The sequence below is a fragment of the Nocardia flavorosea genome (assembly GCF_015477805.1).
Lineage (GTDB): Bacteria > Actinomycetota > Actinomycetes > Mycobacteriales > Mycobacteriaceae > Nocardia > Nocardia flavorosea_A.
The window spans coordinates 35,454-57,349 of sequence record NZ_JADLQL010000001.1; the positions used below are offsets into that span (position 1 = coordinate 35,454).

At 67.7% G+C, this 21,896-nt stretch carries 19 protein-coding genes; 9 read left to right on the forward strand and 10 right to left on the reverse strand.

Annotated features, from left to right (window positions below; translation table 11 throughout):
• The first annotated feature begins 4 nt into the window (after positions 1–4).
• Positions 5–976 carry an NAD-dependent epimerase/dehydratase family protein gene (locus IU448_RS00180; protein ID WP_195053456.1) on the forward strand — a complete coding sequence of 324 codons (972 nt, stop codon included), beginning with the start codon at positions 5–7 and terminating at the stop codon, positions 974–976.
• A gap of 348 nt (positions 977–1,324) precedes the next feature.
• Here IU448_RS00180 and IU448_RS00185 read toward each other — a convergent pair whose 3' ends face one another.
• Both IU448_RS00185 and IU448_RS00190 read right to left on the reverse strand, forming a co-directional pair.
• Positions 1,325–3,439, reverse strand: a complete 2,115-nt coding sequence (locus IU448_RS00185; RefSeq protein ID WP_195053457.1) for an FAD-dependent oxidoreductase — start codon at positions 3,437–3,439, stop codon at positions 1,325–1,327.
• Positions 3,440–3,598: 159 nt separating this feature from the next.
• Positions 3,599–4,276: a DUF3592 domain-containing protein gene (locus IU448_RS00190; RefSeq protein WP_195053458.1), complete on the reverse strand. Its 678-nt coding sequence runs from the start codon at positions 4,274–4,276 to the stop codon at positions 3,599–3,601.
• A 348-nt stretch (positions 4,277–4,624) separates the two neighbouring features.
• Between IU448_RS00190 and IU448_RS00195 the strand changes: the two genes are divergently transcribed.
• Positions 4,625–5,815 (forward strand): cytochrome P450, encoded by a 1,191-nt coding sequence (locus tag IU448_RS00195; protein WP_228812091.1) that lies wholly within the window; start codon positions 4,625–4,627, stop codon positions 5,813–5,815.
• 3 nt (positions 5,816–5,818) lie between these two features.
• Here IU448_RS00195 and IU448_RS00200 read toward each other — a convergent pair whose 3' ends face one another.
• The 4 genes from IU448_RS00200 to IU448_RS00215 form a co-directional block, all read right to left on the reverse strand.
• Complete coding sequence (locus tag IU448_RS00200; RefSeq protein WP_280458564.1) at positions 5,819–6,484, reverse strand: TetR/AcrR family transcriptional regulator; 666 nt, start codon at positions 6,482–6,484, stop codon at positions 5,819–5,821.
• Positions 6,481–8,088, reverse strand: a complete 1,608-nt coding sequence (locus IU448_RS00205; RefSeq protein WP_195053459.1) for a class I adenylate-forming enzyme family protein — start codon at positions 8,086–8,088, stop codon at positions 6,481–6,483. The genes IU448_RS00200 and IU448_RS00205 overlap by 4 nt, the downstream gene beginning before the upstream one ends.
• The gene (locus tag IU448_RS00210; RefSeq protein ID WP_195053460.1) at positions 8,085–8,996 is read right to left on the reverse strand and encodes a crotonase/enoyl-CoA hydratase family protein; all 912 of its coding nucleotides are present in this window, start codon (positions 8,994–8,996) and stop codon (positions 8,085–8,087) included. The genes IU448_RS00205 and IU448_RS00210 overlap by 4 nt, the downstream gene beginning before the upstream one ends.
• A 72-nt stretch (positions 8,997–9,068) precedes the next feature.
• Entirely contained in the window at positions 9,069–9,521 is a 453-nt protein-coding gene (locus IU448_RS00215; RefSeq protein ID WP_195053461.1) for a nuclear transport factor 2 family protein, read from the reverse strand.
• 117 nt (positions 9,522–9,638) lie between these two features.
• Here IU448_RS00215 and IU448_RS00220 point away from each other — a divergent pair, with 117 nt between their 5' ends.
• The 3 genes from IU448_RS00220 to IU448_RS00230 all read left to right on the forward strand — a co-directional run bounded on the left by IU448_RS00220 (position 9,639) and on the right by IU448_RS00230 (position 13,158).
• Entirely contained in the window at positions 9,639–10,427 is a 789-nt protein-coding gene (locus IU448_RS00220) for an SDR family NAD(P)-dependent oxidoreductase (RefSeq protein ID WP_195053462.1), read from the forward strand.
• A 105-nt stretch (positions 10,428–10,532) separates the two neighbouring features.
• Positions 10,533–12,230, forward strand: a complete 1,698-nt coding sequence (locus tag IU448_RS00225; protein WP_228811969.1) for an AMP-binding protein — start codon at positions 10,533–10,535, stop codon at positions 12,228–12,230.
• A 52-nt stretch (positions 12,231–12,282) separates the two neighbouring features.
• Positions 12,283–13,158 (forward strand): LLM class F420-dependent oxidoreductase, encoded by an 876-nt coding sequence (locus tag IU448_RS00230; RefSeq protein WP_195053464.1) that lies wholly within the window; start codon positions 12,283–12,285, stop codon positions 13,156–13,158.
• A 9-nt stretch (positions 13,159–13,167) separates the two neighbouring features.
• Here IU448_RS00230 and IU448_RS00235 read toward each other — a convergent pair whose 3' ends face one another.
• Both IU448_RS00235 and IU448_RS00240 read right to left on the reverse strand, forming a co-directional pair.
• Positions 13,168–14,190 (reverse strand): zinc-binding dehydrogenase, encoded by a 1,023-nt coding sequence (locus IU448_RS00235; RefSeq protein WP_195053465.1) that lies wholly within the window; start codon positions 14,188–14,190, stop codon positions 13,168–13,170.
• Positions 14,191–14,934 carry an SDR family NAD(P)-dependent oxidoreductase gene (locus IU448_RS00240; protein WP_195053466.1) on the reverse strand — a complete coding sequence of 248 codons (744 nt, stop codon included), beginning with the start codon at positions 14,932–14,934 and terminating at the stop codon, positions 14,191–14,193. It lies immediately after the preceding gene.
• A gap of 309 nt (positions 14,935–15,243) precedes the next feature.
• Here IU448_RS00240 and IU448_RS00245 point away from each other — a divergent pair, with 309 nt between their 5' ends.
• Positions 15,244–16,050 (forward strand): SDR family oxidoreductase, encoded by an 807-nt coding sequence (locus IU448_RS00245; protein ID WP_195053467.1) that lies wholly within the window; start codon positions 15,244–15,246, stop codon positions 16,048–16,050.
• Positions 16,051–16,168: 118 nt separating this feature from the next.
• Entirely contained in the window at positions 16,169–16,810 is a 642-nt protein-coding gene (locus IU448_RS00250; protein ID WP_195053468.1) for a LysE family translocator, read from the forward strand.
• Between the two features lie 100 nt (positions 16,811–16,910).
• On the opposite strand, the gene IU448_RS00255 is transcribed toward IU448_RS00250, so the two are convergent.
• A complete protein-coding gene (locus IU448_RS00255) occupies positions 16,911–18,272 on the reverse strand; it encodes an LLM class flavin-dependent oxidoreductase (protein WP_195053469.1) in 1,362 nt (453 codons plus the stop codon).
• 401 nt (positions 18,273–18,673) lie between these two features.
• A complete protein-coding gene (locus tag IU448_RS00260; protein ID WP_195053470.1) occupies positions 18,674–19,291 on the reverse strand; it encodes a TetR/AcrR family transcriptional regulator in 618 nt (205 codons plus the stop codon).
• A gap of 156 nt (positions 19,292–19,447) precedes the next feature.
• On the opposite strand from IU448_RS00260, the gene IU448_RS00265 reads away from it, so the two are divergent.
• Together IU448_RS00265 and IU448_RS00270 are read left to right on the forward strand one after the other, a co-directional pair.
• On the forward strand, positions 19,448–20,500 hold the full coding sequence (locus tag IU448_RS00265; RefSeq protein ID WP_195053471.1) for a Rieske 2Fe-2S domain-containing protein: 1,053 nt from the start codon (positions 19,448–19,450) through the stop codon (positions 20,498–20,500).
• A gap of 40 nt (positions 20,501–20,540) precedes the next feature.
• Entirely contained in the window at positions 20,541–21,623 is a 1,083-nt protein-coding gene (locus IU448_RS00270) for a dihydrodipicolinate reductase (protein ID WP_195053472.1), read from the forward strand.
• Positions 21,624–21,896 lie beyond the last annotated feature (273 nt).

Genomic DNA, 21,896 nt, shown 5'->3' on the forward strand with positions numbered 1-21,896 from the left:
TGATATGCGGGTGCTGATCACCGGCGCCACCGGATTCGTCGGCGCCTGGACCGCCAAAGCCGTACACGACCGCGGACACCGGATGCGATTGCTGGTCCGCGACCCCGCCCGCCTGGCGCCGATCGCGGCGGCACTGGGATTCGACGCCACCGATGTGGTGCGCGGCGATATGACCGACCCGGATCGGGTCCGCGAAGCCCTCGACGGCTGTGATGCGGTGGTACATGCCGCCGCGGTCGTTGCGCTGCGGGCCGACGCCGCCGGCGAGATGATCCGGGCCAATCTCGCCGGCGCGCGGAATGTGCTGGGCCAGGCGGCCGCCTGCGGTGTCGATCCGGTCGTGTACGTCTCGAGTATGACGGCCCTGTGGCATCCGCAGTGTCCGCTGCTGCACGCCGATCTGCCGCCGGCGGGCGGCAGCGATGGTTACGCCACCTCCAAGGCGCGGGTCGAGCGGTACGCCCGGGAACTACAGCAGCAGGGCGCCCCCGTGGTGGTGACCTATCCCAGTTGCATCGTCGGCCCGGCCGCCGGGAATCAGTTCGGGGAATCCGGTGAAGCCGTCGCCGCGTTCGTCCGCGTCGGTATTCCGGGGCGTGGCGCGGCCTTCACCATCGGCGATGTACGCGATCTCGCCGAGGCCCATGTCCGGCTGCTCGAACCGGGCCACGGCCCGCGACGCTACGTTCTCGGTGGACACCACGTGACAGGCGCCGAATTGGCCGGTCTGCTCACGGATATCGCCGGCCGGCGGGTCCGCTACTACGGCGTTCCCGACAGTGTGCTGCTCTCCGCCGGAAAGCTCGCGGACCGGTTCCGGCGTGTGCTGCCTCCCGGTATGAGCCAGCTCAGCGAGACCTCGATCCGGTATCTCACCGACTCACCGCCCACCGACGACGGCCCCGCGGAGCGTGATCTCGGCATCACATTCCGGCCGGTCCGCGAGACGTTGGCGGATATGCTCGCCGATCGCTGAAGGGCCGGCCGCCGCGCCGGAATCGCGTCGACGAGCAAGCAGGTTGTTGCGGCCGCCGAAGACCGGACTGTGGACTCGACCGGGCCGCTGATCGCCACTATCAGGCCGGTCGAGCTGGGGATCTGCTGTGTCGATGTTGCCCGCGTCGCCGCCCCACGCGCAAGCCGGTGTCCGATCGCGCGGTGCGGCCGGTTCCCGCTCCGCTTGCGAGGTGCCGGTGTGGCACGCGATCCGGGGGCGGCGTGCGGAAGCCGCGTGGAATCGGCCGCGGCGCGGCGTATCGCGACCCGAGATGAACGCCGGCCTGCCCGTCGACCTGTACGGCCCGGTGCGCGACCGGCTATGCGCTCACAATTTCGTCGCTGCTTGCCACGCGGTATGAATCGCGCCCTGAATGTAATCGACTTTCGCGGCGTCGCCCACGATATGCACCTCGGGCACAACGTCCTTCAGCCCCTCGGCCAGTCGCGCCTGCGCGGAAACCTCCGAGGCGACGACGACCATATCCGCCGGAGCGGTCGAGGTCTTGTCGCCGACGGTGAACTCGACGTACTTCTCGGTGATGCGCTGAACTGTGGCCTGGCGGTGGATCCGCACACCCGACTCCTTCGCGTGCCGGACGGCGGTCCAGCGCCGCGGCAGCGCCATCGGTACGCCGAGCTGACCGCCTTCTTCGAGCAGGGTCACGGTGCGGCCGCGTTCGGCCAGGAACTCCGAGAGTTCCAGGCCGACGAGCGAACCGCCGATCACCACGACGTTCTTACCCATCGGCAGGAACTTGCGGGTGACCGCGCGGATCGCGGCGGCACTCCTGGTGATACCGGACAGCTTCCCCAGTTTGGCGATGACCCGCAGCAGCGGCGGCACTTGCGATACATCACCGGACCCGGTCATCAAGGCGCGCAAGGTATCGCCGGTGTGGACATGCGGCAGCTCGCTGCCGGGGACCGCGGGCCGTCCGCGGACAGCACCCGTGGCCACGACCACCGCATCCGGCTGCAACGCCTGGATCGAGGCCACTGTGGCCTCGGATTTCAAGCGGATATCGACGCCCAGTCGCTGCACCTGCACCTTCAACCAGTCCAGCAGCATCTGGTTGTCCGGCGTGGTGAGCCCGGAGAACCAGAGTGTGCCGCCGAGCCGATCGGATTTGTCCACAACGGTTACGCGGTGCCCGCGCTCGGCAGCCACTCGGGCGGCCTCGAGTCCGCCGGGGCCCGCACCGACGACGACCACATGTTTGCGCGCGGTGACCGGTGTCAAGGGGAGCAGTTTCTCGTTGCCCAGCGCGGGGTTCACCGCGCAGAGGGGGGTGTCGTCCCAGAAGTTCTCCTGCACGCACACATAGCAATTGATGCAGGGACGCACCTGTTCCGGCGTACCCGCCCGCAGCTTGTTCACCAGATCCGGGTCCGCAAGCAGTTGCCGGCCCATGGCCACGAAATCGGTACTGCCCGCCGCGATCGCCTGCTCGCCGACCTCCGGCAGTACCCGGCCGACGGCGATCACCGGGATGGATACCGCCTGCTTCACCGCGGCCGCCAGGCCCGTGTACGCGCCGACCTTGTCGGGTAGGGGCCCGTCGGTGAAATTGGAGAACGGATTACGACCCCACCCGGTGACGTGGATGGCGTCGGCGCCGGCGGCCTCGAACAGTGCTGCCGCCTGTGCGGCTTCCTCGGTGGTCAGTGCGCCGTCCTCGCCGAACTCGCGGCCGGCGACGCGCACCAGGATCGCGAGTGAACCGCCGACTTCCGCCGCGACCGCCCGGATCACTTCCACCGCCAGCCGGGCCCGGTTCTCCAGCGAACCGCCGTAGTCGTCGGTGCGTTTGTTGTCGGCCCGGCTCAGGAAGGCACCGAGCACATAACCATGCGCGACATGGATTTCGACCGCGTCCCCGCCGGCCGCGCGCACCCGGCCCGCGGCCTCGGCGAAGCTGCGCACCAGCCAGTCGATATCGTCCTGGGTGGCTTCGTGGAACGTGGGCTGCTTGCCGCCCGCGACGGTTGCCATCTTCTGCAGTTCGCCGGGAGTGTTGTCGGCCAACGCGGAGCGGTCCGGAGGTGCGGACGGCGCCGACGGAACCAGCAGCGGCCGGCCCTGCAGCGTATCGATCCGGGCGACCTTGCCGTGATGGGTCATCTGTACGCACAACTTGCTGCCGGCGGCATGGACCGCGTCGGCGAGCGCCTTCAGTCCCGGCAGGAACCGGTCATCGGAGAGACCCGGTTCCTTAGTGCTCGTGCAGCCGATCGGGAAAGCAACGGCGCAGGCACCGGTGATGATGAGTCCCGCCCCGCCGGCCGCGCGGGCGGCGAAATGATCGATATCGCCCTGTTCGATCTCGCCGTCCTCGCAGAGGTTCATATCCATTGCGGGCATGACCACACGGTTGGCAAGAGACATCGGGCCGATGGTGCCGGGGGAGAGCAGATGCGGGAAGGTCTTGGTGCGGGTCACGGGTAGAAGTTAGTGCGATACGGCGCTATCTCGAGTCGCCGTTCCCGATCACCGGGACTCGGCCGCAGCGAAGACCGACGGGCCAGGAATCGTGTCGGCTCCGTACTCGCTGCCCGGCTGCCGGGACTCGCCGCGCCGCCGGTGTCCCCGCGCCGATGATCAGTTCTCTCCCACGACCACGCCGGCCCTGCGGTCGAGGAACTCGGGTAGGTAGCGGACCTGTATGCGCGTGTTGACCACCGTGACCCCGTCCACCCAACCGGAAGTCCGGCGCGTGCGCCCCGCGTGGTCGGTGAACTCCACCGTTACCCGGGTGCTGCGGGCTCCGTCGTCGGAATCCCGCCGGGAAGCCCGGGTCACCGTGCCGGTCGTCGCACGCCCTTCGGTCCGCACGCGCTGCCGTAACCGGCGGTTCCGTGTCATGGCGCGGGCGATCACCTCGACGGCCACCATGGCCGCAGCTCCCGCAGCGGTGAACCCGACCGACAACACCGGCGGCGGCGTCGCGGTGAGCACACCGTGCGCGATTCCGCCGGCGCCGTGCGCCACGAACACCGCCGCGAGTGGGGAGAACACGATCCGCGGCTCGAACTCCGGGGATTCTGCTCCGGCGGCCAGTGCGAACACTCCCGCGACGAGTGCCATGATCCCGGTGGGCAGTGCCACCGCAACGACCCGGCCGGGCGTCGAGTACTGCGGTCCCGCACCGAGCGTTTCGCCTGTCGACCAGCCCACTGCCAGGAACGCACACACTGCGGCCCCGGAGCACACGTACCCGACGACGCGGCACAGCGTGGCGCCGGGGTCGCGCCGCGTGGTGGTCTCGATCGGGCTCACAACATCGCATCCTTCCTCTCCGCCGCGTGTATCTCGATCATCCCCTATCGAGTCGGGCCGGAGCTTGCCGGCGGTATCCGCCTGACCCGAAGATCACCGGAACACAGGTCACGAAACTCTATGCGGCGTATACCGGGCCGGGCCGGCGGCGGCCGGATGAGGGGATACCGCCCGTTCGCGTTCATCGGCGATCATGACGGTGTGCTGCCGGCTGTCTCGGCGGCTGCCGGCAGCACAGCGGCACTCGGCCGTACGACGAGAGAAATAGCCGGTCCTGTGCCTAGGATCCGTCCGGTGACGATTTCCGAGCAGCACTCGCCCCGCGCTCCGCACAGTACACCGGCCGATATGGACGGCCCGCGGATTCCCTTGTACGTACCGGAGTTCGCGGTCGACCCGCACAGCACCTATCGCGCGATGCGGGAACGTTACGGGTCCCTGGTGCCGGTCGAGGTGGCGCCGGGGGTGCCCGCGACGCTGGTGATCGGCTACTACACGGCGCTGCGGATCTACAACGACCCGGACCATTTCCCGGCCGACCCGCGCACGTGGCAGCGCGATATTCCCGCGAACTGCCCGGTGCTGCCGCTCATGCAGTGGCGGCCGAACGCCCGGCGCAACGACGGCAGCGCGCATACGCGCTATCGGCAGGCCATCGTCGCCGGGCTGGACGAGGTCGATCCGTTCGGCCTGCACGAGACCGTGGAGCGGGTCGCCGTTCCGCTGATCAACTCCTTCTGTGCCGACGGATCGGCGGACCTGATCGAGCAGTACGCGTTTCCGCTCACCTTCGCCGTGCTGAACTCGATGCTGGGCTGCCCTACCGAGATTGCACAGCGGGCCGCGACCGGGATGGCCGCCATGTTCGAGGGTGTCGGCGCCGAGGACGGCGCTGCGTTGCTGATGAAATCGCTGGCGGAGCTGATCGAGCTCAAACGCGCTCAACCCGGTGACGATGTGACGACCCGGATGATGCAGCACCCGAGCGCATTGACCGAACCCGAGATCGCGAACCAGGTGGGCACGATCTACGGGGCAGGTATCGAACCGCTGCAGAATCTGATCGTGAACGCGCTGCGGTTGATGCTCACCGACGAGCAGTTCGGGGACAGTGCGCTCGACGGCAGTCTGTCCACTCGGGACGCGCTGGACGAGGTGCTGTTCAACGATCCACCGATGGCGAATTTCTGTTTCACCTTCCCGAAACAGCCGATCCTCATCGAGGGGGTCTGGTTGCCGGCGCACCAGCCCGTGATCATCAGCATGGCGGCCTGTAATACCGATCCGGTGATCGGGTCGGACCGGCATGCGGGTAACCGGGCTCATCTGGCCTTCGGTGGGGGCCCGCATGTGTGCCCGGCCAGTTCGCTGGCCTACCTCATCGCGCAGGACGCCATCGACCAACTGCTCGACGGCCTGCCGGAGATCCGGCTCGCAGTACCGCCCGCGGAGCTGACCTGGCGGACCGGCGCTTTCCATCGCGCGTTGACGACGCTGCCTGTCGTTTTCCCGCCGTCACCACCGTTGTCGCCGATGTAGCCCTCATCTTTCGCGTAGCCGGGAGACGTTGTTCAGCCAGTCGTCGACGACCCGGTCGGCCAGGGTCGAATCGGTGCGTAGCAGCCGGGTGAGTTCCAGCCCGCGCACGAGCGCCATGAGCGATTCGAATGCTGTCCGGGCCGCTTCGGGATCGGTGATACCGGCATGCCGTTCGAAATGGCCGCGGAGTGCGGACCCCAGCCGTTTCTCGGCGGGCAGCAGCGCTTCGCGTAATTGTGGGTCGGTACGGGACGCGGCCCACAGTTCCATTGCCGCCTGAAAGGGGGGCCCGGTCATCGCCGACCGGACCGCGTGCACCATCTGCGGGAGGTTCTCGGGCCCGTCGCCCAGGCCGGCGACGTATTCGCCGAAATCGGCCAGGCGCCGGTCGGCGATATGGTGGATCGCGGCGACCAGCAACTCCGATTTCGACGCGAAATGATGCAGTAACGCACCCCGCGAGACGCCGGCTTCCTCTTGGATACGTTGTGTGGTCGTGCCCGCGTACCCGTGTTCGACCAGGCATCGGATCGTGGCGTCGAGCAGCGCGGCGTGAGTTTGCGCGTGCTGTTCTCGACGCGTCCGGCCGGTGGTGCGCGGCACCGGCCGCGCGGGCTCTCGCCGCTGCGGGCCGGCGACACGCCCGGAATGCGCCGATTTGCCGGTCACAGGGCTTCGAGTCGGCCGTCGGCGATCATATCGCGAAGCCGGAACTTCTGGAGCTTGCCCATCGCGTTCACGGGGAGGCTCTCGGCGACGTACCAGGATTTCGGGGTTTTGTGCGGAGCGAGACGTTCCCGCAGGTAATTCTGGAGATCGACCGGTGTGGGGGCCGGTTGTGCCGGGTCCGGCCGCACCACCGCGGCCACGCGTTCGCCCCAGGTCTCGTCGGGCAGGCCGAGTACGACCGCATCGATGAGCGCGGGATGTGCGGCCAGCGCTTCCTCGATTTCGCGCGGGTAGATGTTCTCGCCGCCGCGGATGATCATGTCCTTCAGCCGCCCGGTGATGCGGATATAGCCGCGGGCATCCATCGTCCCGAGGTCGCCGGTGTGCAGCCGGCCCGCGGGATCGACTGTCTGCGCGGTTTCGGCGGGCATATCGAGGTATTCGAGCATCTGCTGGTAGCCGCGGGCGCAGATCTCGCCCTCGACCCCGAGTGGTTGCACCGCCCCGGTCCCGGGATCCAGGATGGAGACTTCGACGCCGGGAAGGGGCCGGCCGGCGGTGGACAGGTTGTCCTCGCGGCTGTCGGCCGGACTCGTCTGGCAGACGATCGGCCCGAGTTCGGTCTGCCCGTAGACCGCGCTGGTGGCGGCGCCGCAGAGCTGCGCCCAGCCGTCGACCAGTGCGGGCGGCACGGCATCGCCCCCGGACATCACGACCCGCAGCGCACCGAGATCGAACCCGGCCGCCCCGGGGTAGGCGAGCAGGGCGTGCAGCATGGCGGGCACGCCACCGTAGATCTCGGCGCGGTGCTCCTGGAGCGCGGCCAGCATCGTCGCCGGGTCGAAAACTTCGGCGAGGACGAGTGTGGCCCGCTGATACACCGAGCCCAGCGCGGCCAGACCGCACCCCGCGGTGTGGAACAGCGGCAGAGCGGTGGCGAAGGTCGCTCCCGGTGCCGCACCGCAGCGGTCACGGACGAAGGCCGCGTTGGTCACCATCGACCGGTGCGCCAGTACCGCCGGTTTCGCGCGGCCGGTGGTGCCGGAGGTGAACTGGATCTGGGTTGCCGAGCGCGGATCGACCACCGGTAGTTCCGCGGGCTTCTCGGTGCCGCGGACTTCGTCGAGCCAGCCGTCGAAGGTGACGACCGCGCGCACCGCGGGGACTGCGGGCAGCACGGCGTGGATCTGGGCGGCCATATCGGTACCGCGGAAGCTGTCGGTGTAGAAAACGCCGGCCGCACGCGACCGGTCGAGTGCGTATTCGAGTTCGGGTCCACGCAGAGCGGGGTTGGCCGTGACGAGCACCAGCCCGGCGAACGCGGCGCCGTACTGCAGCACGAGCCATTCGGGGACATTCGGCGCCCACACCGCGATATGTTCGCCCGGCCGGAACCGGTCGAGCAACCAGGCTGCCGCGCGTTCGGCATCGTCGAGCAGTTGCGCGTAGGTCCAGGTGCGGGAGTTACGTTGCGGAGCCACCGAGACCAGCGCGACTTTCTCCGGCGCGTCGGCGGCCGCCTGCCGGAGCAGTTCACCCACCGTGACCTCGAGAACCGGCCTGCTGGTGTCGACCGGCCACACGGATTCGGTGAGCGCGGTCATCGCCGCTGCTCCGCCCGCTGCTCGAGCTCCCGCTTCATCCGCTCGATCTCGTCGTCGGCCGGGATCTCACCGCCGCCGTCCGGGATGAACCGGCCCGTATCGCGCCACTGGACCGCGGCCTCGAAACCGTGTTGCTGGGCGAAATCGACGAACCAGCGGCCCTCGGGGGAGTGGCGGGTGATGCCGTCGAAGAGGATCGCGAGGTTCTGTGTCGTCTGCAGGCCCATGTTGTCGTAGGCCTGGTTGATCATCATCTTCTGCATGACCAGCTGGTTGGTGGGGACCCCGGCCATCCGGTCGACGAGTTCTTCGACCGCGGTATCGAGTTCGGCCGCCGGGACCGCGTCGATGACCAGCCCCCACTCCCGGGCCCGGATCCCGTCGATGGTGTCGCCGGTGAGCAGCATCCGCTTCGCGCGTTCGGCGCCGAGGCGATACACCCACATCGCGGTGGTGGGGCAACCCCATACCCGGGCCGGCATATAGCCGATCCGCGCGTCCTCCGCCATGACGACGAGGTCGCAGGACAGCGCGATATCGCTACCGCCCGCGACGGCGTAGCCGTGCACTTTCGCGACGGTGGGTTTGGCCGAACGCCACAGCGAGAAGAAGTGGTCGGTATTGGTTTTCATCATCCGGAAATCCTTGATCGGATCCCAGACCGCGCCCTGATGTTCCGCACCGCCTTCGGCATAGAGCTTCAGATCGTAGCCCGCGCAGAAGGCGCGGCCCGCCCCCTGTACCACGATGACGCGTACCGAATCGTCGGCGTTCGCCGCGGCGACGGCGTCACCGATTTCGCGAGCCATCTCGCCGGTGATCGCGTTCAGCCGCTCGGGCCGATTCAAGGTGAGGTAGGCGCGGTGGTCGCGTACTGCGTAGTCGACCGTCGTTCCGGTGAAGGTCATCTCGGTGTTCCGATCTGGTCGGCGAAGGTACCGAGAACGGTTTCACAGTCCGATTGGACTGTCAATGGGAAGTCAGCGGCCCGAGCGGGTCACCGGCACATCCTCGGCGAAATCGACCACGAGTTCCCGGCGGGAGAACAACCAGGTGCCGCCGGAGAACTCGAAGGTGTCCTGATAGCGCAGCGCGATCCGGTTGTCCCGGTGCCCCTCACCGCGTGTGTAGATGTGGTGCGCCGTGCAATAGGTCTCGCCATGGGCGCGGCCGGTGGTGTCGGTCTCGACCACCTGCTGTCCGATGACGTGCCGGGTCGCCACCAGGTGCGATACCGCCCCCACCACCGACCGGGCCACTGTCTCCCGGCCGCGGAGTTCCGCCGGTGCGTCCGTTCGGTTCAGTTCGGGCGGCAGCACGACCACCACCTCGGAGGTACACAGGGCGGCGACTGCCGCGGTGTCCCGGCGGTCGACGGCTTGGGCATAGCGCGCGGCGAGTGCGCTCAGGGCAAGACGGTCGGCAGGGTCCATCGTTGTATCTCAGCCCTGATCGACGCGGATCCCAAGGGGGCCTCTCGGTGGGTGAGACTTCGGTGGCCGCACCGCCGGTGAGTACCGCACGCTGCCCTCGGAACAGGAGGCATACATATGGGTACGTTGACCGGTCGGGCCGCACTCGTCACCGGCGCCGGGGTGGGTATCGGGCGCGGTATCGCGGGTGCGCTGGCCCGGGAGGGCGCGGATGTGCTGGTCGCCGAGATCGACGCGGCCGCCGGTGCGGATACCGCGAAATGGTTGACCGAGACATGGGGTGTGCGGGCGCACTTCGTGTACACCGATGTCACCGAGCAACGTCAGGTCGAGGCGATGGTGGACGCTGCGGTGTCCGAATACGGCCGGCTGGACGTTCTGGTCAACAATGCCTGGCGCGGAACGGGTTACGCACGCCTGGAAAAGACGGCACCCGCGGTGATGTCCGCCGGTTTCGATATGGCGGTGATGGCCGCGTTCTGGGCCATGCAGCGGGCTTATCCAGCGCTGGCGGAACACGGCACCGGGCGGGTCGTGAACCTGGCCAGCCTCAACGGTGTCAACGCGCATATGTACTCGGTCGCCTACAACGCGGCCAAGGAGGCCCTGCGGGCCCTGACCCGTACTGCGGCGCGCGAATGGGCGCCGAAACAGGTGTGCTGCAATGTGATCTGCCCCGGCGCGCGCAGCGCGGCCTACCAGCGGATGGCCGATGCCAATCCGGAAATGGCGGCCTCGATCGATGCGGCGAACCCGATGGGTCGCGTCGGGGATCCCCTCGACGATATCGGCCCGGTCGTGGCCTTCCTCGCCGGCGACGGTGCGCGCTACCTGACCGGTAACACCCTGTTCGTCGACGGCGGCGCGCATATCAACGGCGTGCAGTGGGCGCCGCAGGTCGACTGAGCGCGCGCTTTCCACTGGCTGAGACCTGCCACGGCGGGTGCGGGCGGGACTTGGATAGCGTCGGATCGGCACATGCGGCGTTGCCGGACACGTGTGGCACGGGATATGCGGGCAGGAGTTGAGTTGGAACACGCGACCATTGCGGGAATGCTGCTCGACCGTCTCGGCGATTCGCACCTGGGAGTGCGGACCCGGGAACGGGATTGGACGTGGGACGAAACGGTGCGCGAAAGCGCCGCCCGCGGGGCGCTGGCCACGGCGTTGCGGGTCGACGGACCGTTCCATATCGGGGTGCTGCTCGAGAACACCCCCGAATATCTGTTCTGGCTCGGCGGCGCCGCCTTGAGCGGTGCGGTGATCGTCGGTATCAACCCCACCCGGCGCGGCGCCGAACTCGAGGCCGAGATCCGATACGTCGACTGCCAGCTGATCGTGACAGATACCGCCGGGATGGCGCAGCTGCGTGAGCTGGATCTCGGCCTCGACGAGGACCGTTTCGTCCTCGTCGACGCACCGTCCTATCCCGGCCGGGTCCGGGAGCACTGGGTGGACGAGCCCGTCGCCGCGCCGGCGGTGGACGAAACGACGCTGTTCCTGCTGCTGTTCACCTCCGGCACCACCGGTACCTCGAAAGCGGTGCGCTGCAGCCAGGGCCGGTTGGCCCGGCTCGCGTACGCCAACACCGAGAAATACGGGCACGTCCGCGAGGACGTCGACTACTGCTGTATGCCGTTGTTCCACGGAAACGCGCTGATGGCGTTGTGGGCGCCGGCGCTGTCCAACGGCGCCACCGTCTGCCTGACCCCGAAGTTCTCCGCCTCCGGTTTCCTGCCCGACGTGCGGTTCTTCGGCGCCACCTTCTTCACCTACGTCGGCAAGGCCCTGAGCTATCTGATGGCCACCCCCGAACAGCCCGACGATATCGACAACACCCTGGTCCGGGGATTCGGCACCGAAGCATCACCGGAGGACAAGGTCGAGTTCGCCCGCCGTTTCGGAGCCGAACTGTTCGAGGGCTACGGATCGTCGGAGGGCGCGGGATCGGTGAAGGCCGACCCGGATGCCCCCGAAGACGCCATGGGCCGGCCCGCGCACGCCGAGATCGCCGTCGTGCACCCCGACACCCGGGCCGAATGCGCCCGCGCGAAGCTCGACCGGTTCGGCCGGGTGCTGAACCCGGACGAGGCGATCGGCGAGATGGTCGACAAGGGCGGCGCGAAACGTTTCGAGGGGTACTACAAGAACGAGGCCGCGGTGGCCGAGCGGATCCGGCACGGCTGGTACTGGACCGGCGACCTCGGCTATATCGACGAGGCCGGGTTCATCTACTTCGCGGGCCGCAAAGGTGACTGGATCCGCGTCGACGGCGAGAACACCTCCGCGCTGACGATCGAACGGATCCTGCGGCGGCACCCGAAGATCATCGCGACCGGTGTGTATGCGGTACCCGACCCGCGTTCCGGGGATCAGGTGATGGCCGCGATCGAGGTCGCGCAGGTATCCGATTTCGACCCCGCCGAATTCGCGGATTTCCTCGGCGGCCAGGACGATCTGGGGACCAAGGCGGCGCCGCGGTTCGTGCGGGTATCGGCGAACCTCCCGGTGACCGGATCGAACAAGGTGCTCAAACGCGAACTGCAGGCGCAGTTGTGGCGGGTCGGCGACCCCATATACCACCGGGTGGGCCGCGGTGCGCTGACCTACGAACTGCTGACCGAAACCGGCAAACAGGAACTCGAACAGGAATTCCACACCTACGGCCGCGCGCGGTTCCTCCCCGACCCGGAGACCGCGCGTCGATGACGGCCGGCCGGTGGTGCAGGTGCAGGTGCAGGTGCAGCGAAGGAGACAGGGAATGAAGCTCGGTGTCGTGATCCCGGTCGAACTGGGCACGAGCGGGGAACCGGAGGAGATCCTGCGGTTCGCCCGGGCCGCGGAATCGCTCGGATTCGACGAGATCTCCGCCGTGGAACATTCGGTGGTCATCGCCGATACCGAGAGCGAATACCCCTACTCGCCGACCGGCAAATCTCATCTGCCCGACGATTGCGATATCCCGGACCCCTTGGAGCTGCTGTCGTTCGTCGCCGGCGCCACCACCACCCTCGGCCTGTCGACCGGCGTCCTGGTGCTGCCCAACCACAATCCGGTGGTGCTGGCCAAACGCCTGGCCACCCTCGACCGGCTCTCCGGCGGACGCCTGCGCATATGCCTCGGTGTCGGCTGGATGCGGGAGGAGATCGAGGCCTGCGGCGGTCGGTTCGACCGGCGCGGCCGGATCGCCGACGAATCCATCGCGGTCATGCGGGCGTTGTGGGCCGGTCGCGACGGCGTGGATTTCAGCGGTGAATACTTCTCGTTCACCGGCGCCTACAGCCGGCCCCAACCTGTCCGGGACACCGGGGTGCCGTTGTATATCGGCGGCCACAGCCTGGCAGCCGCTCGCCGGGCCGGCCGGTTGGGCGACGGATTCCAGCCACTGGGGCTGGCCGGCGACGACCTCGCTACGGCGATCGGCACCATGCGCGAAGCGGCCGTGGCGGCCGAGCGGGATCCCGCGGATATCTCCCTGGTCCTCGGCGCCACCCTGCCGCGCCTGGACGAGTCCAAGCTGGACCGGTCCCGCGCGCTCGGCGCCGACCGCCTCGTCCTGTCGGCGTCCCGCCACGCCACTTCCATGGATCTCGTGATCGACGAAATGGCGGAGTGCGCGAAACGTGTGGGCCGCTGATCGTCCGGGTTACGGGCGGACGACGATCTTGCCCACGTGCCGGCGGGTGCCGAATTCCGCTTGCGCCCGGTGGATATCGGCCAGGTCATAGGCGGCCGCGATCGGCGGTCGTACGGTGCCGTGGCGTGCCTGGGCCACGAGTAGATCGAAGTGGTGCGGGGTGTGCATCGAGGAACCGATGATCGCGATGTTGTGCAGATAGAGCCGGCGCAGGTCGAGCGGGACGGTGTGGCCGCCGATCGCTCCGGCGATCATCCACCGGCCGCCGTCGCGCAGATGCGGTAGCACCTCGGCCAGAACCGGGGCGCCGACCACGTCGAGGACGGCGTCGAGCCCGCCTCGGGCATGCTCGTGCACCGCGTCGCCGATCGGCCGGTGACGGTCGACGGTCACCGCGGCGCCGGCGGCGGTGACCTGGTCGCGCTTGGCCTCGGTGGTCAGGGCGATGACCTGCGCACCGCGTGCCCGGGCGAGCTGCACCAGGGCGATACCGACTCCACCCGAAGCCCCGGTGATCAGTACTGTCTCACCGGGTCCGATACCGCCCCGCTCGAGCATCCCCATCGCGGTGCCGTAGGCGACCGGCAGGCAAGCGAGTTCCTCGTCCGACAGGGGCGAGTCGGAGACGTCGTGCACCCGGCTGCTCTCGACGAGAACTCGTTCGGCGAAGCCGCCGTCGGCTTCGCTCCCCAGCAGCCCGACCGGGTGGTCGCGGGCATCGTAGAAGGCGGGGTCCACCAGGACGCGCCGGCCGATCAGGGAGCTGTCCACACCGTCGCCGACGGCCTCGACGACTCCGGCGATATCGCCACCCTGGACGCGCGGGAAATCGATCGGCCCACGCCACCCGGCCCGGGCGTCCGGGTCCTCCGCGGTTCCGTAGGCGCCTTCGCGGGTCCAGATATCGGTGTTGTTCATCGCCGCGGCGGTGACCCGGACCAGTACCTGGCCCGCCCCGGGGGCCGGATCGGGCACGTCGCGAACCTCCAGCGCCTCCGGTCCGCCGAAGCGAATCAGCACTGCCGCTTTCATCTATCGCAGCTTGATGCTGCCGCCGTCGACCATGATGGTCTGGCCGGTGATGTAGTCGGCGTCCGCGCTGGCGAGGAAAACCGCGACCCGGCCGATATCGGCCTCGGGGTCACCGAACCGGTGCAGCGGCGTCTTCGCCAGCAGAACATCCTCGATACCGGGGTTCGCGGCGATATAGGATTCGACACCCTCGGTCAGCGCGAGCGGCGAGATCAGGTTGACATTGATGTTGTCTACCGCCCACTCGTTCGCGGCGACCCGGCTGATCGCCCGGATGGCCTCCTTGGCGGCCGCGTAGGAGGCCTGGTTCTCCTGCCCCTCGATACCGGCCCCCGAGGCGAAGTTGATGACCGCGCCCTGATTGGTGGCCAGTTGTTCGTGTGCGGCCTTCATGAGCCAGAAGGTCGGATAGAAACCGGTCCCGAAGGACAGATCCAGCATGTCCTGGGTGGTCTCCAGCAGCGGCGCCTGCCGGGAGGCGTGCGCATTGTTGACGACGATATCGAGTTTGCCGAACGCCTCGATCGCTGCCTGCACAATGGCCGGCGCGCTCGCCTCCTTGGAGATATCGGCGTTCAGGAACTTCCCGGTTCCGGCCAGTTCGGTTTCGAGTGCCTTACCCGCGTCATCGTCGATATCGACGAAAAGGACTTGTGCGCCTTCTTTGGTGAAGGCCCGGACGATTCCGCGGCCGATACCGCCCGCGCCTCCGGTCACGATCGCGACTTTTCCGGCCAGCCTCATCGCACTCCTTCCGATCGGGTCGTTCGATACCTATGCGGTCCGGACCGGACCGCCGGGACGTATGCAGCGTATGCGACTGCCGGCCGAGCCCGGCTGCACCGCGTCGCGGGCGTGTACCACTACACCGCTCCTCGGCGTTCGCCAGATCACTGGTGCGATGTCCACTGAGCGGACGCCGAGACTGTGCGGCCGAGGGGTGGGGCGGTATGTCCTGAACATCATCCGAAGGATCGAGAGGATTTACCCCCCGAAGCGTGGTGCCGGCGAGGTCCTGCGGCGCACCCTCCCCATTCGACGACAAGGAATATCATGTCTACTTACGTTCTCACCGGCACAGCTTCCGGAATCGGAGCGGCCACCAAAGCCCGGCTGGAGGCCGGCGGTCACCGCGTAATCGGCGTGGATCTGCAGAATGCCGATATCGACGCCGATCTCGCGACACCGGCCGGTCGGGCGGCGGCCATCGCGGCGATCACCGACCTGGCCGATGGACCCATCGACGGGTTCGCGCCGATTGCCGGGGTCGGCCCGGCCACCGGGCGCCCGGCCGGACTACTGGTCGCGGTGAACTACTTCGGCGCCGTCGAGCTCCTGGCCGGGCTGCGACCTCTGCTCGCCCAGCGGGAGACGTCCTCGGTCGTTCTCGTCAGCTCGAACTCGACGACCTGCCAGCCCGGCTGGCCGACCGAACTCGCCGACGCCTGTCTGACCGGCGACGAAGCCGCGGCCTGCCGCCTGGCGGAGTCGTATGGCGAGTTCGCCTCGATGCAGGCATATCCCGCGACGAAGGCGGCCCTGGCATACCATGCCCGCCTGAACTCCGGTGAATACATCAAAGACGGCATCCGGATCAATGCTGTCGCACCGGGTTTCATTCATACTCCGCTGACGGACAGCAGCGTCGACGACCCGGCCGTCGGCGCCGGAATGAAGGAGTTTTTGGCCGGTATTCCGGTCGGACGCGGCGGCCGGCCGGAGGAGATCGCCTCGCTGATCGCGTTTCTGCTGGGACCCGAGTCGACGTTCCTGGTGGGCTCCGTGCTCTTCGCCGACGGCGGCACCGATGCGGCACTGCACGCGAAGGATTGGCCGAAGATGTGGGAGGCCGGTGAGTGATCCTCGCCCGGGTACACCGCCCCCGGCTTCGTCCGGCCTTTGGACGGAAGCCGCCGTAGTTGCCGGTGGCGTCGGAAATGCGTGTCGTGGCCATCCGGCCCGGTGCTAGCCTCGGAATGTGCCCGACGGCGATGCGCTGCTGACCTTCGGACTGGCTTCGCTGGTCCTGATCGTGATCCCCGGCCCCAGTGTGCTTTTCGTGATCGGCCGGTCGCTGTCACTGGGACGTAGGGGCGGGTTGCTCAGCGTGCTGGGTAACGAGGTGGGAGGCCTGGTGCCGATCTGTTTGGTCGCCGGCGGGGTGGGGTCGATCGTGGCGAAATCGATCGTATTGTTCACGGTCGTCAAAGTGTTCGGCGCACTGTACCTGGCCTACTTGGGAGTCCAGGCCATCCGTCATCGCCGAGACAGATTCGACGCGCCCGGTGCCGGCGATACCGCGGCGCTCTCTCCGTGGCGGGTGTTCGGTGAGGGTTTCACGGTGGGGGCGACGAATCCGAAGACGATCGTCTTCTTCGTCGCCGTCCTGCCCCAGTTCGTCGATTTCCGCGCGGGCAATGTTCCCTTTCAGATGATGGTGCTCGGTGCGGTTTTCACCGCGGTCGCGTTCGCCTGTGACAGTGTGTGGGCGTTACTGGCCGGTGCCGCGCGGGGCTGGTTCACCGGGTCGCCGCGGCGGCTTTCCATGGCGGGCGCCTCGGGCGGGGCGATGATGATCGGTCTGGGTGGCACTCTGCTGTTCGCCGACAACCGGCAGTAGCGGAACAGAAGCATCGAGTCGGTCGCGTAGCGCTCTTGCCCATGCAGCCCGTTGCTGTGCGCGCTTCCTGCCGAAGAGGTCGTACAGCGAGTCGTTCCCGCTAACCGGGTATCGGTACGGACGCGAACCGGCTCGCGGGTTTCGGCAGACCGAGATGGTCGCGCAGCGTGGTGCCCGTGTACCCGGTGCGGAACAGGCCGCGTTCCCGCAGGATCGGTACCACGGTTGCGGTGAAGGTCTCCAGGCCACCGGGGTAGTAGGGCGGCATCACATTGAAACCGTCGGCGGCGCCGGAGTAGAACCATTCCTCGATGGTGTCGGCCACCTGCTCCGGGGTTCCGGCGAATACGCGATGCCCGCGGGCCCCGGCGAGACGGTGCAGCAGGCCGCGCAGGGTGGGGCGTTCGCGGCGCACGATACCGGCCACGACCTGGCGCCGGCTGGCCGTGTTGTCGGTGACATCGCCGGCGTCGGCGAACAAGCCGGCCGGGACCGGCTCGTCGAGCGGCAGGCGACGCAATGATTCACCGGCCAGCCCTTCGAGCTGGTCGAGACCGTATTCGGGAACCGTGAGCTCGTTGAACTCGCGTTCGAGCTGTTTCGCCTCGGTTTCGGTGGCCGCGATGAACGGGCTGAGGCCGGGCAGGATCTTCACATGGCCGGGATCGCGGCCGAATTCGGCTGCCCGGCGTTTGATATCGGTGTAGAAGGCCTGGGCGTCGCCGAGTCGCTGATGTGCGGTGAAGATCGCCTCGGCGTAGCGGCCCGCGAAGGCCCGGCCCTCGTTCGAGGCGCCGGCCTGCACCAGCACCGGATAGCCCTGCGGGGTCCGGGCCGAGGTGAATGGGCCACGCACCCGCAGATGTTCTCCCGCGAAATGGATGGGATGGATCTTGTCCGGGTCGGCGTAGCGACCGGCGGCGCGGTCCAGCAGGACGGCGTCGTCCTCCCAGCTGTCCCACAGTGCCGTTACCGCGTCGACGAATTCACGGGCCCGTGCGTAGCGTTCGGTGTGGCCGGGATGGTGGTCGAGGCCGAAATTGGCGGCGGCCAGATCGGTTCCGGTGGTGACGATATTCCAGCCCGCCCGGCCGCCGGAGATATGGTCCAGCGAGGAGAACAGCCGGGCCAGGTTGTAGGGCTCGTAATAGGTGGTGGACGCCGTCGCGATCAATCCGATCCGGCTGGTGGCCGCGGCGATCGCGGTGAGCAGTGTGATCGGCTCCAGGCCGGGCGCGGCGTTGTAGGCCACACTGGTCCGCAGCGCGGGACCGTCGGCGAAGAAGACCGCGTCGAAGGCCGCGGCTTCTGCGGTCCGCGCGATCTCCTGGTAGTAGCGCACATCGTAGATCCGGTCCGGGCGGCTGAGCGGATGCCGCCAGGCGGCCTCGTGGTGGCCTGCGGGATAGATGAACGCGTTGAGGGCGAGTTGACGTCGCCCGGCGGGAGAAGAGTGAACCATAGCCGCATTACAGCAACGCGCTCACCGGTTGGGGAACGGTAATCCGCGCGCTGATCCGAACTCCGTACGGCGGTTTGCCCGATACCGAACGGAGTGCCGGGTGACGGTGTGGTCGATACCGCGCCCGTGAACGCCTCAGGCTCCCCGATAAGGTCCGGGTTGTCTCGCCGAAGCGACCGCGGGTTCGGCATTCCGTTCTTCCCGCCGGTCACAACTTCTGCACCGCCGGCGCGGACAGCGCCAGCAGGGGCTGGAGGAACTGGTTCGCGCCCAATGCGTAGTGCGGGCGAGTGCTCGCCGGCGGCCGCGGCACCGCCTCACCGAAGCCGGTGTGGACCCCGCACGAACTCGGCTTCGAGCCCGAGAACGACATTCGCGGTGCCGGAAAGGGTGCCGGTTCGTCAGGTTTCGAGGTAGCTGACTATTCCGCCGATCAGGGCATCGAGGGCGTCGTCGAGGTCGCCGTAGGTGCCCAGAGTGCGTTCGGAGGTGATACCGCGCATTGCCGCGGGGATGAGCGCAGCTACTTTGCGTACCTTGACCGGGTCTAGGTCCAGGTCGGCGAATGCCTTCTGGCAGGCGGTATCCCACTGTGGTTTCCACGAGGCCAGTTCGGCGGCGGTGAGCGGGAAATCGCGTTCGAGTTCGGTGTGGTCGCGGGGGAGCGCGGCGCGCAGCGTTTCGATCGCGAGCGATTCCCGGCTGCGCAGGCCGCGGGCCATGGCGGTGATCATGGCGGCGACCCGCTCCTGCAGGGTGCCGTCGGGTTTGATGCCCGCGGGCAGATCGCCGCGTTTGTCCGCGGTGCGGCGCAGTACAGCCGCCCAGAGACCGTCGATATCGCCGAACTGATACTTGATCACGCCCCAGGTCGCGCCGATATCGCGGGCGATGCGGTTACCGGAGACGGCGGCGGGATCGCCGGTGGCCAGCGAGACGATCGCGGCCTCGAGCATGCTCTCCCGAGATTGGATTCCACGCCTGTTGGCGCGCCGTTCACCTGCCGCCGCTTCTGTCACGAGCAGCGAGTCTACCGGCGCCGACCGATGCCGCGGAGTTCCGCGAACACCCCTTGTGTTCTTTCATAGAGGGTTCTATTATCAGTGCGCACGTGGGCCGGATCGGCCGATCCGTGCGTCGTGCCGAGCAGCTCACGAAGGCGTGAAGGGGTGCAGATGGCGAAACCGCCGCTGTCGATGGAGCCGACGGGCTGGTTCCAGGTGGCCTGGTGCAGTGAGATCACCACCGGGGCGGTGCAGAAGATGAAGTACTTCGGGCGTGAGATGGTGGCCTGGCGGTCGGCATCCGGCCGGGTCGCGGTATTCGACGCCTACTGTGAACACCTCGGCGCCCACCTCGGATACGGCGGCCGGGTGGAGGGGGAGAACCTGGTATGCCCCTTCCACGGGTGGGAGTGGAATCGCGAGGGGCGCAATGTCTGCATCCCGTACGAGAGTCATCCGAACAAGGGCCGCCGGATCCGTAGCTATCCCGTGGTGGAACGCAACGAGGCGGTGTGGATCTGGTTCGATATCGAGGGCCGGCCGCCGTATTTCGAGGTGCCGGATATGTTCACCGCGTTCGGTGACGGCCGCACCGCCGCCGACTACTACCCGCCGGTCCCCGCGGCGACCCTGTTCCGGACGGGACTGGAGATGCATCCCCAGTACGTCATGGAGAACGGCGTCGATTTCGCCCATTTCAAGTTCGTGCACAAGACCCCGTTCGTCCCGGAATTCACCCGCCACGATTTCTCCGGTCCCGTCTCCTACGTCGATTTCACCATCGCCTTCGACGAATCGGTGGCCGCGGACCAGGTCAACAGCGGTGTCGAATCGATCAATGCCGGGCTGGGTTGTTCGATCACCAAGAGTTGGGGCATGGTCGACAATCGCACCATGCCGGCGGTGACGCCGGTGGACGAATCCACCTCCGACGTCCGGTTCACGGTGTGGATCGGGCGCAAACCCGGCGACGACGGCCCGGAGATCACCCGGTACGGGCAGACGATGGCCGATTTCGTCATCGAACAGTTCGAGGCCGATATCGAGATCTGGTCGCACCAGCGGTATTCGGATCCACCCGCACTGTCGCGCAAGGAGTATCGGGGGTTCACCGCGCTCCGGGAATGGGCACGGCAGTTCTACCCCGCCACCGCGCCGTCCGCCGACCCGTACCGGCAGTACAGCGGTGCCGTCCGGCCCGCGGACCACCCGGCCGATTCGTGATCCCGCCTGCCCGCAACCCCGCCAGACCGAAAGGCCGCATATGAGCACCGACAAGATTCGGGTATTCCAAGTAGCGACCGGCAATCTCGGCACCGAGATGATCAGCCGGATCCGAAACCATCCCGACCTCGAACTCGTCGGGCTGCACTGCTACACCCCGGACAAGATCGGCCGCGACGCCGGCGAGATCGTGGGTATCGACCCGGTGGGCGTGATAGCCACCGGGACGGTCGCGGAGATCATCGCCGCCCGGCCCGATGTACTCACCTTCCACGGGGTCTTTCCGGACGAAGACCTCTACGAGAAGGTTCTCGAAGCGGGTATCAACGTGGTGACCACCGCGGACTGGATCACCGGATACCACCGCGACACCAACCATCCGCATCCTTCCGGCCGCAAGGTCAGCGAGGTCATCGCGGCCGCCTGCGAACGCGGTGACGCGACGTTCTACGGGACCGGGATGAACCCGGGGCTGGCGCAGATCCTCGGCATCGTGCACAGCGCCGATGTCGCCGATATCGAGAACGTCACCGTCACCGAATCGGTCGACGTCTCCTGCCATCATTCCGTCGACACCTGGAAGGCCGTCGGATACGGGCGCCCGGTCGACGATCCGGCCATTCCGGAATCGTTGCACAAGTACACTGCCGTGTTCGCCGATTCGGTGTACCTGATGGCCGACGCCTTCGGCCTGGAACTCGACGAGGTCACCTTCGGCTATGAACTCGGCGCCTGCACCGAAGACGTCGATCTCGGCTGGTACTTCCTGCCGAAGGGGTCGCTCGGCGCCAACTACATCAAGTACCAGGGTCTCGTCGACGGTGTGCCTCGGGTCGAATCGCATCTCGAATGGCAGATGACCCCGCATACCGATCCGGCCTGGAAGATCAAGGGCTGCTATATCACCCAGATCACCGGCGATCCCAACATCTACAGCAAACATATGGTGTTTCCGCGCAAGGGTGTCGATCTGTCCGACCCCGCAAGTTTCGCCTCGATCGGGATGACCGTCACGGGTATGCCCGCACTGCACTCGCTGCGGTCCGTGGTTGCGGCGCGGCCGGGCATCATCACCAGCGCGGACCTGCCCCTGCGCAGCTTTGCCGGGCGTTTCAAGCTCTGAATCCGATACTCGCCCGGGTTTCGGCTCGGGTGCAGGGATCGGGAAGAATCCGTAGTGGCAGACGGCCGGGCCCGCCGAAGCGCAGGCCCGGCCGACGTGTATCGGGAAAGGGTACTGCGGGCGGTGTGGCGGCGACCGCGGCGGCTATCCGCGCCCACCGGTGAGTCGGTGCGATTCACCCGCCCCGCGACGGTGCGGTAGGCCCGGGGCCGGGCGCTGTCCAGGCCCCGGCTGCGGTGTGCACCGGCACGTGGCCACCGCGGTTCTCGCTCA

What these genes read in the sequence shown, in the direction of transcription:
- IU448_RS00180 (WP_195053456.1), top strand. Translation starts at nt 5, where the DNA reads ATGCGGGTGCTGATCACCGGCGCCACCGGATTCGTCGGCGCCTGGACC.
- IU448_RS00195 (WP_228812091.1), top strand. Translation starts at nt 4,625, where the DNA reads ATGGACGGCCCGCGGATTCCCTTGTACGTACCGGAGTTCGCGGTCGAC.
- IU448_RS00205 (WP_195053459.1), bottom strand. Translation starts at nt 8,088, where the DNA reads ATGACCGCGCTCACCGAATCCGTGTGGCCGGTCGACACCAGCAGGCCG.
- IU448_RS00210 (WP_195053460.1), bottom strand. Translation starts at nt 8,996, where the DNA reads ATGACCTTCACCGGAACGACGGTCGACTACGCAGTACGCGACCACCGC.
- IU448_RS00215 (WP_195053461.1), bottom strand. Translation starts at nt 9,521, where the DNA reads ATGGACCCTGCCGACCGTCTTGCCCTGAGCGCACTCGCCGCGCGCTAT.
- IU448_RS00220 (WP_195053462.1), top strand. Translation starts at nt 9,639, where the DNA reads ATGGGTACGTTGACCGGTCGGGCCGCACTCGTCACCGGCGCCGGGGTG.
- IU448_RS00225 (WP_228811969.1), top strand. Translation starts at nt 10,533, where the DNA reads ATGCGGGCAGGAGTTGAGTTGGAACACGCGACCATTGCGGGAATGCTG.
- IU448_RS00230 (WP_195053464.1), top strand. Translation starts at nt 12,283, where the DNA reads ATGAAGCTCGGTGTCGTGATCCCGGTCGAACTGGGCACGAGCGGGGAA.
- IU448_RS00235 (WP_195053465.1), bottom strand. Translation starts at nt 14,190, where the DNA reads ATGAAAGCGGCAGTGCTGATTCGCTTCGGCGGACCGGAGGCGCTGGAG.
- IU448_RS00240 (WP_195053466.1), bottom strand. Translation starts at nt 14,934, where the DNA reads ATGAGGCTGGCCGGAAAAGTCGCGATCGTGACCGGAGGCGCGGGCGGT.
- IU448_RS00245 (WP_195053467.1), top strand. Translation starts at nt 15,244, where the DNA reads ATGTCTACTTACGTTCTCACCGGCACAGCTTCCGGAATCGGAGCGGCC.
- IU448_RS00255 (WP_195053469.1), bottom strand. Translation starts at nt 18,272, where the DNA reads ATGGTTCACTCTTCTCCCGCCGGGCGACGTCAACTCGCCCTCAACGCG.
- IU448_RS00265 (WP_195053471.1), top strand. Translation starts at nt 19,448, where the DNA reads ATGGCGAAACCGCCGCTGTCGATGGAGCCGACGGGCTGGTTCCAGGTG.
- IU448_RS00270 (WP_195053472.1), top strand. Translation starts at nt 20,541, where the DNA reads ATGAGCACCGACAAGATTCGGGTATTCCAAGTAGCGACCGGCAATCTC.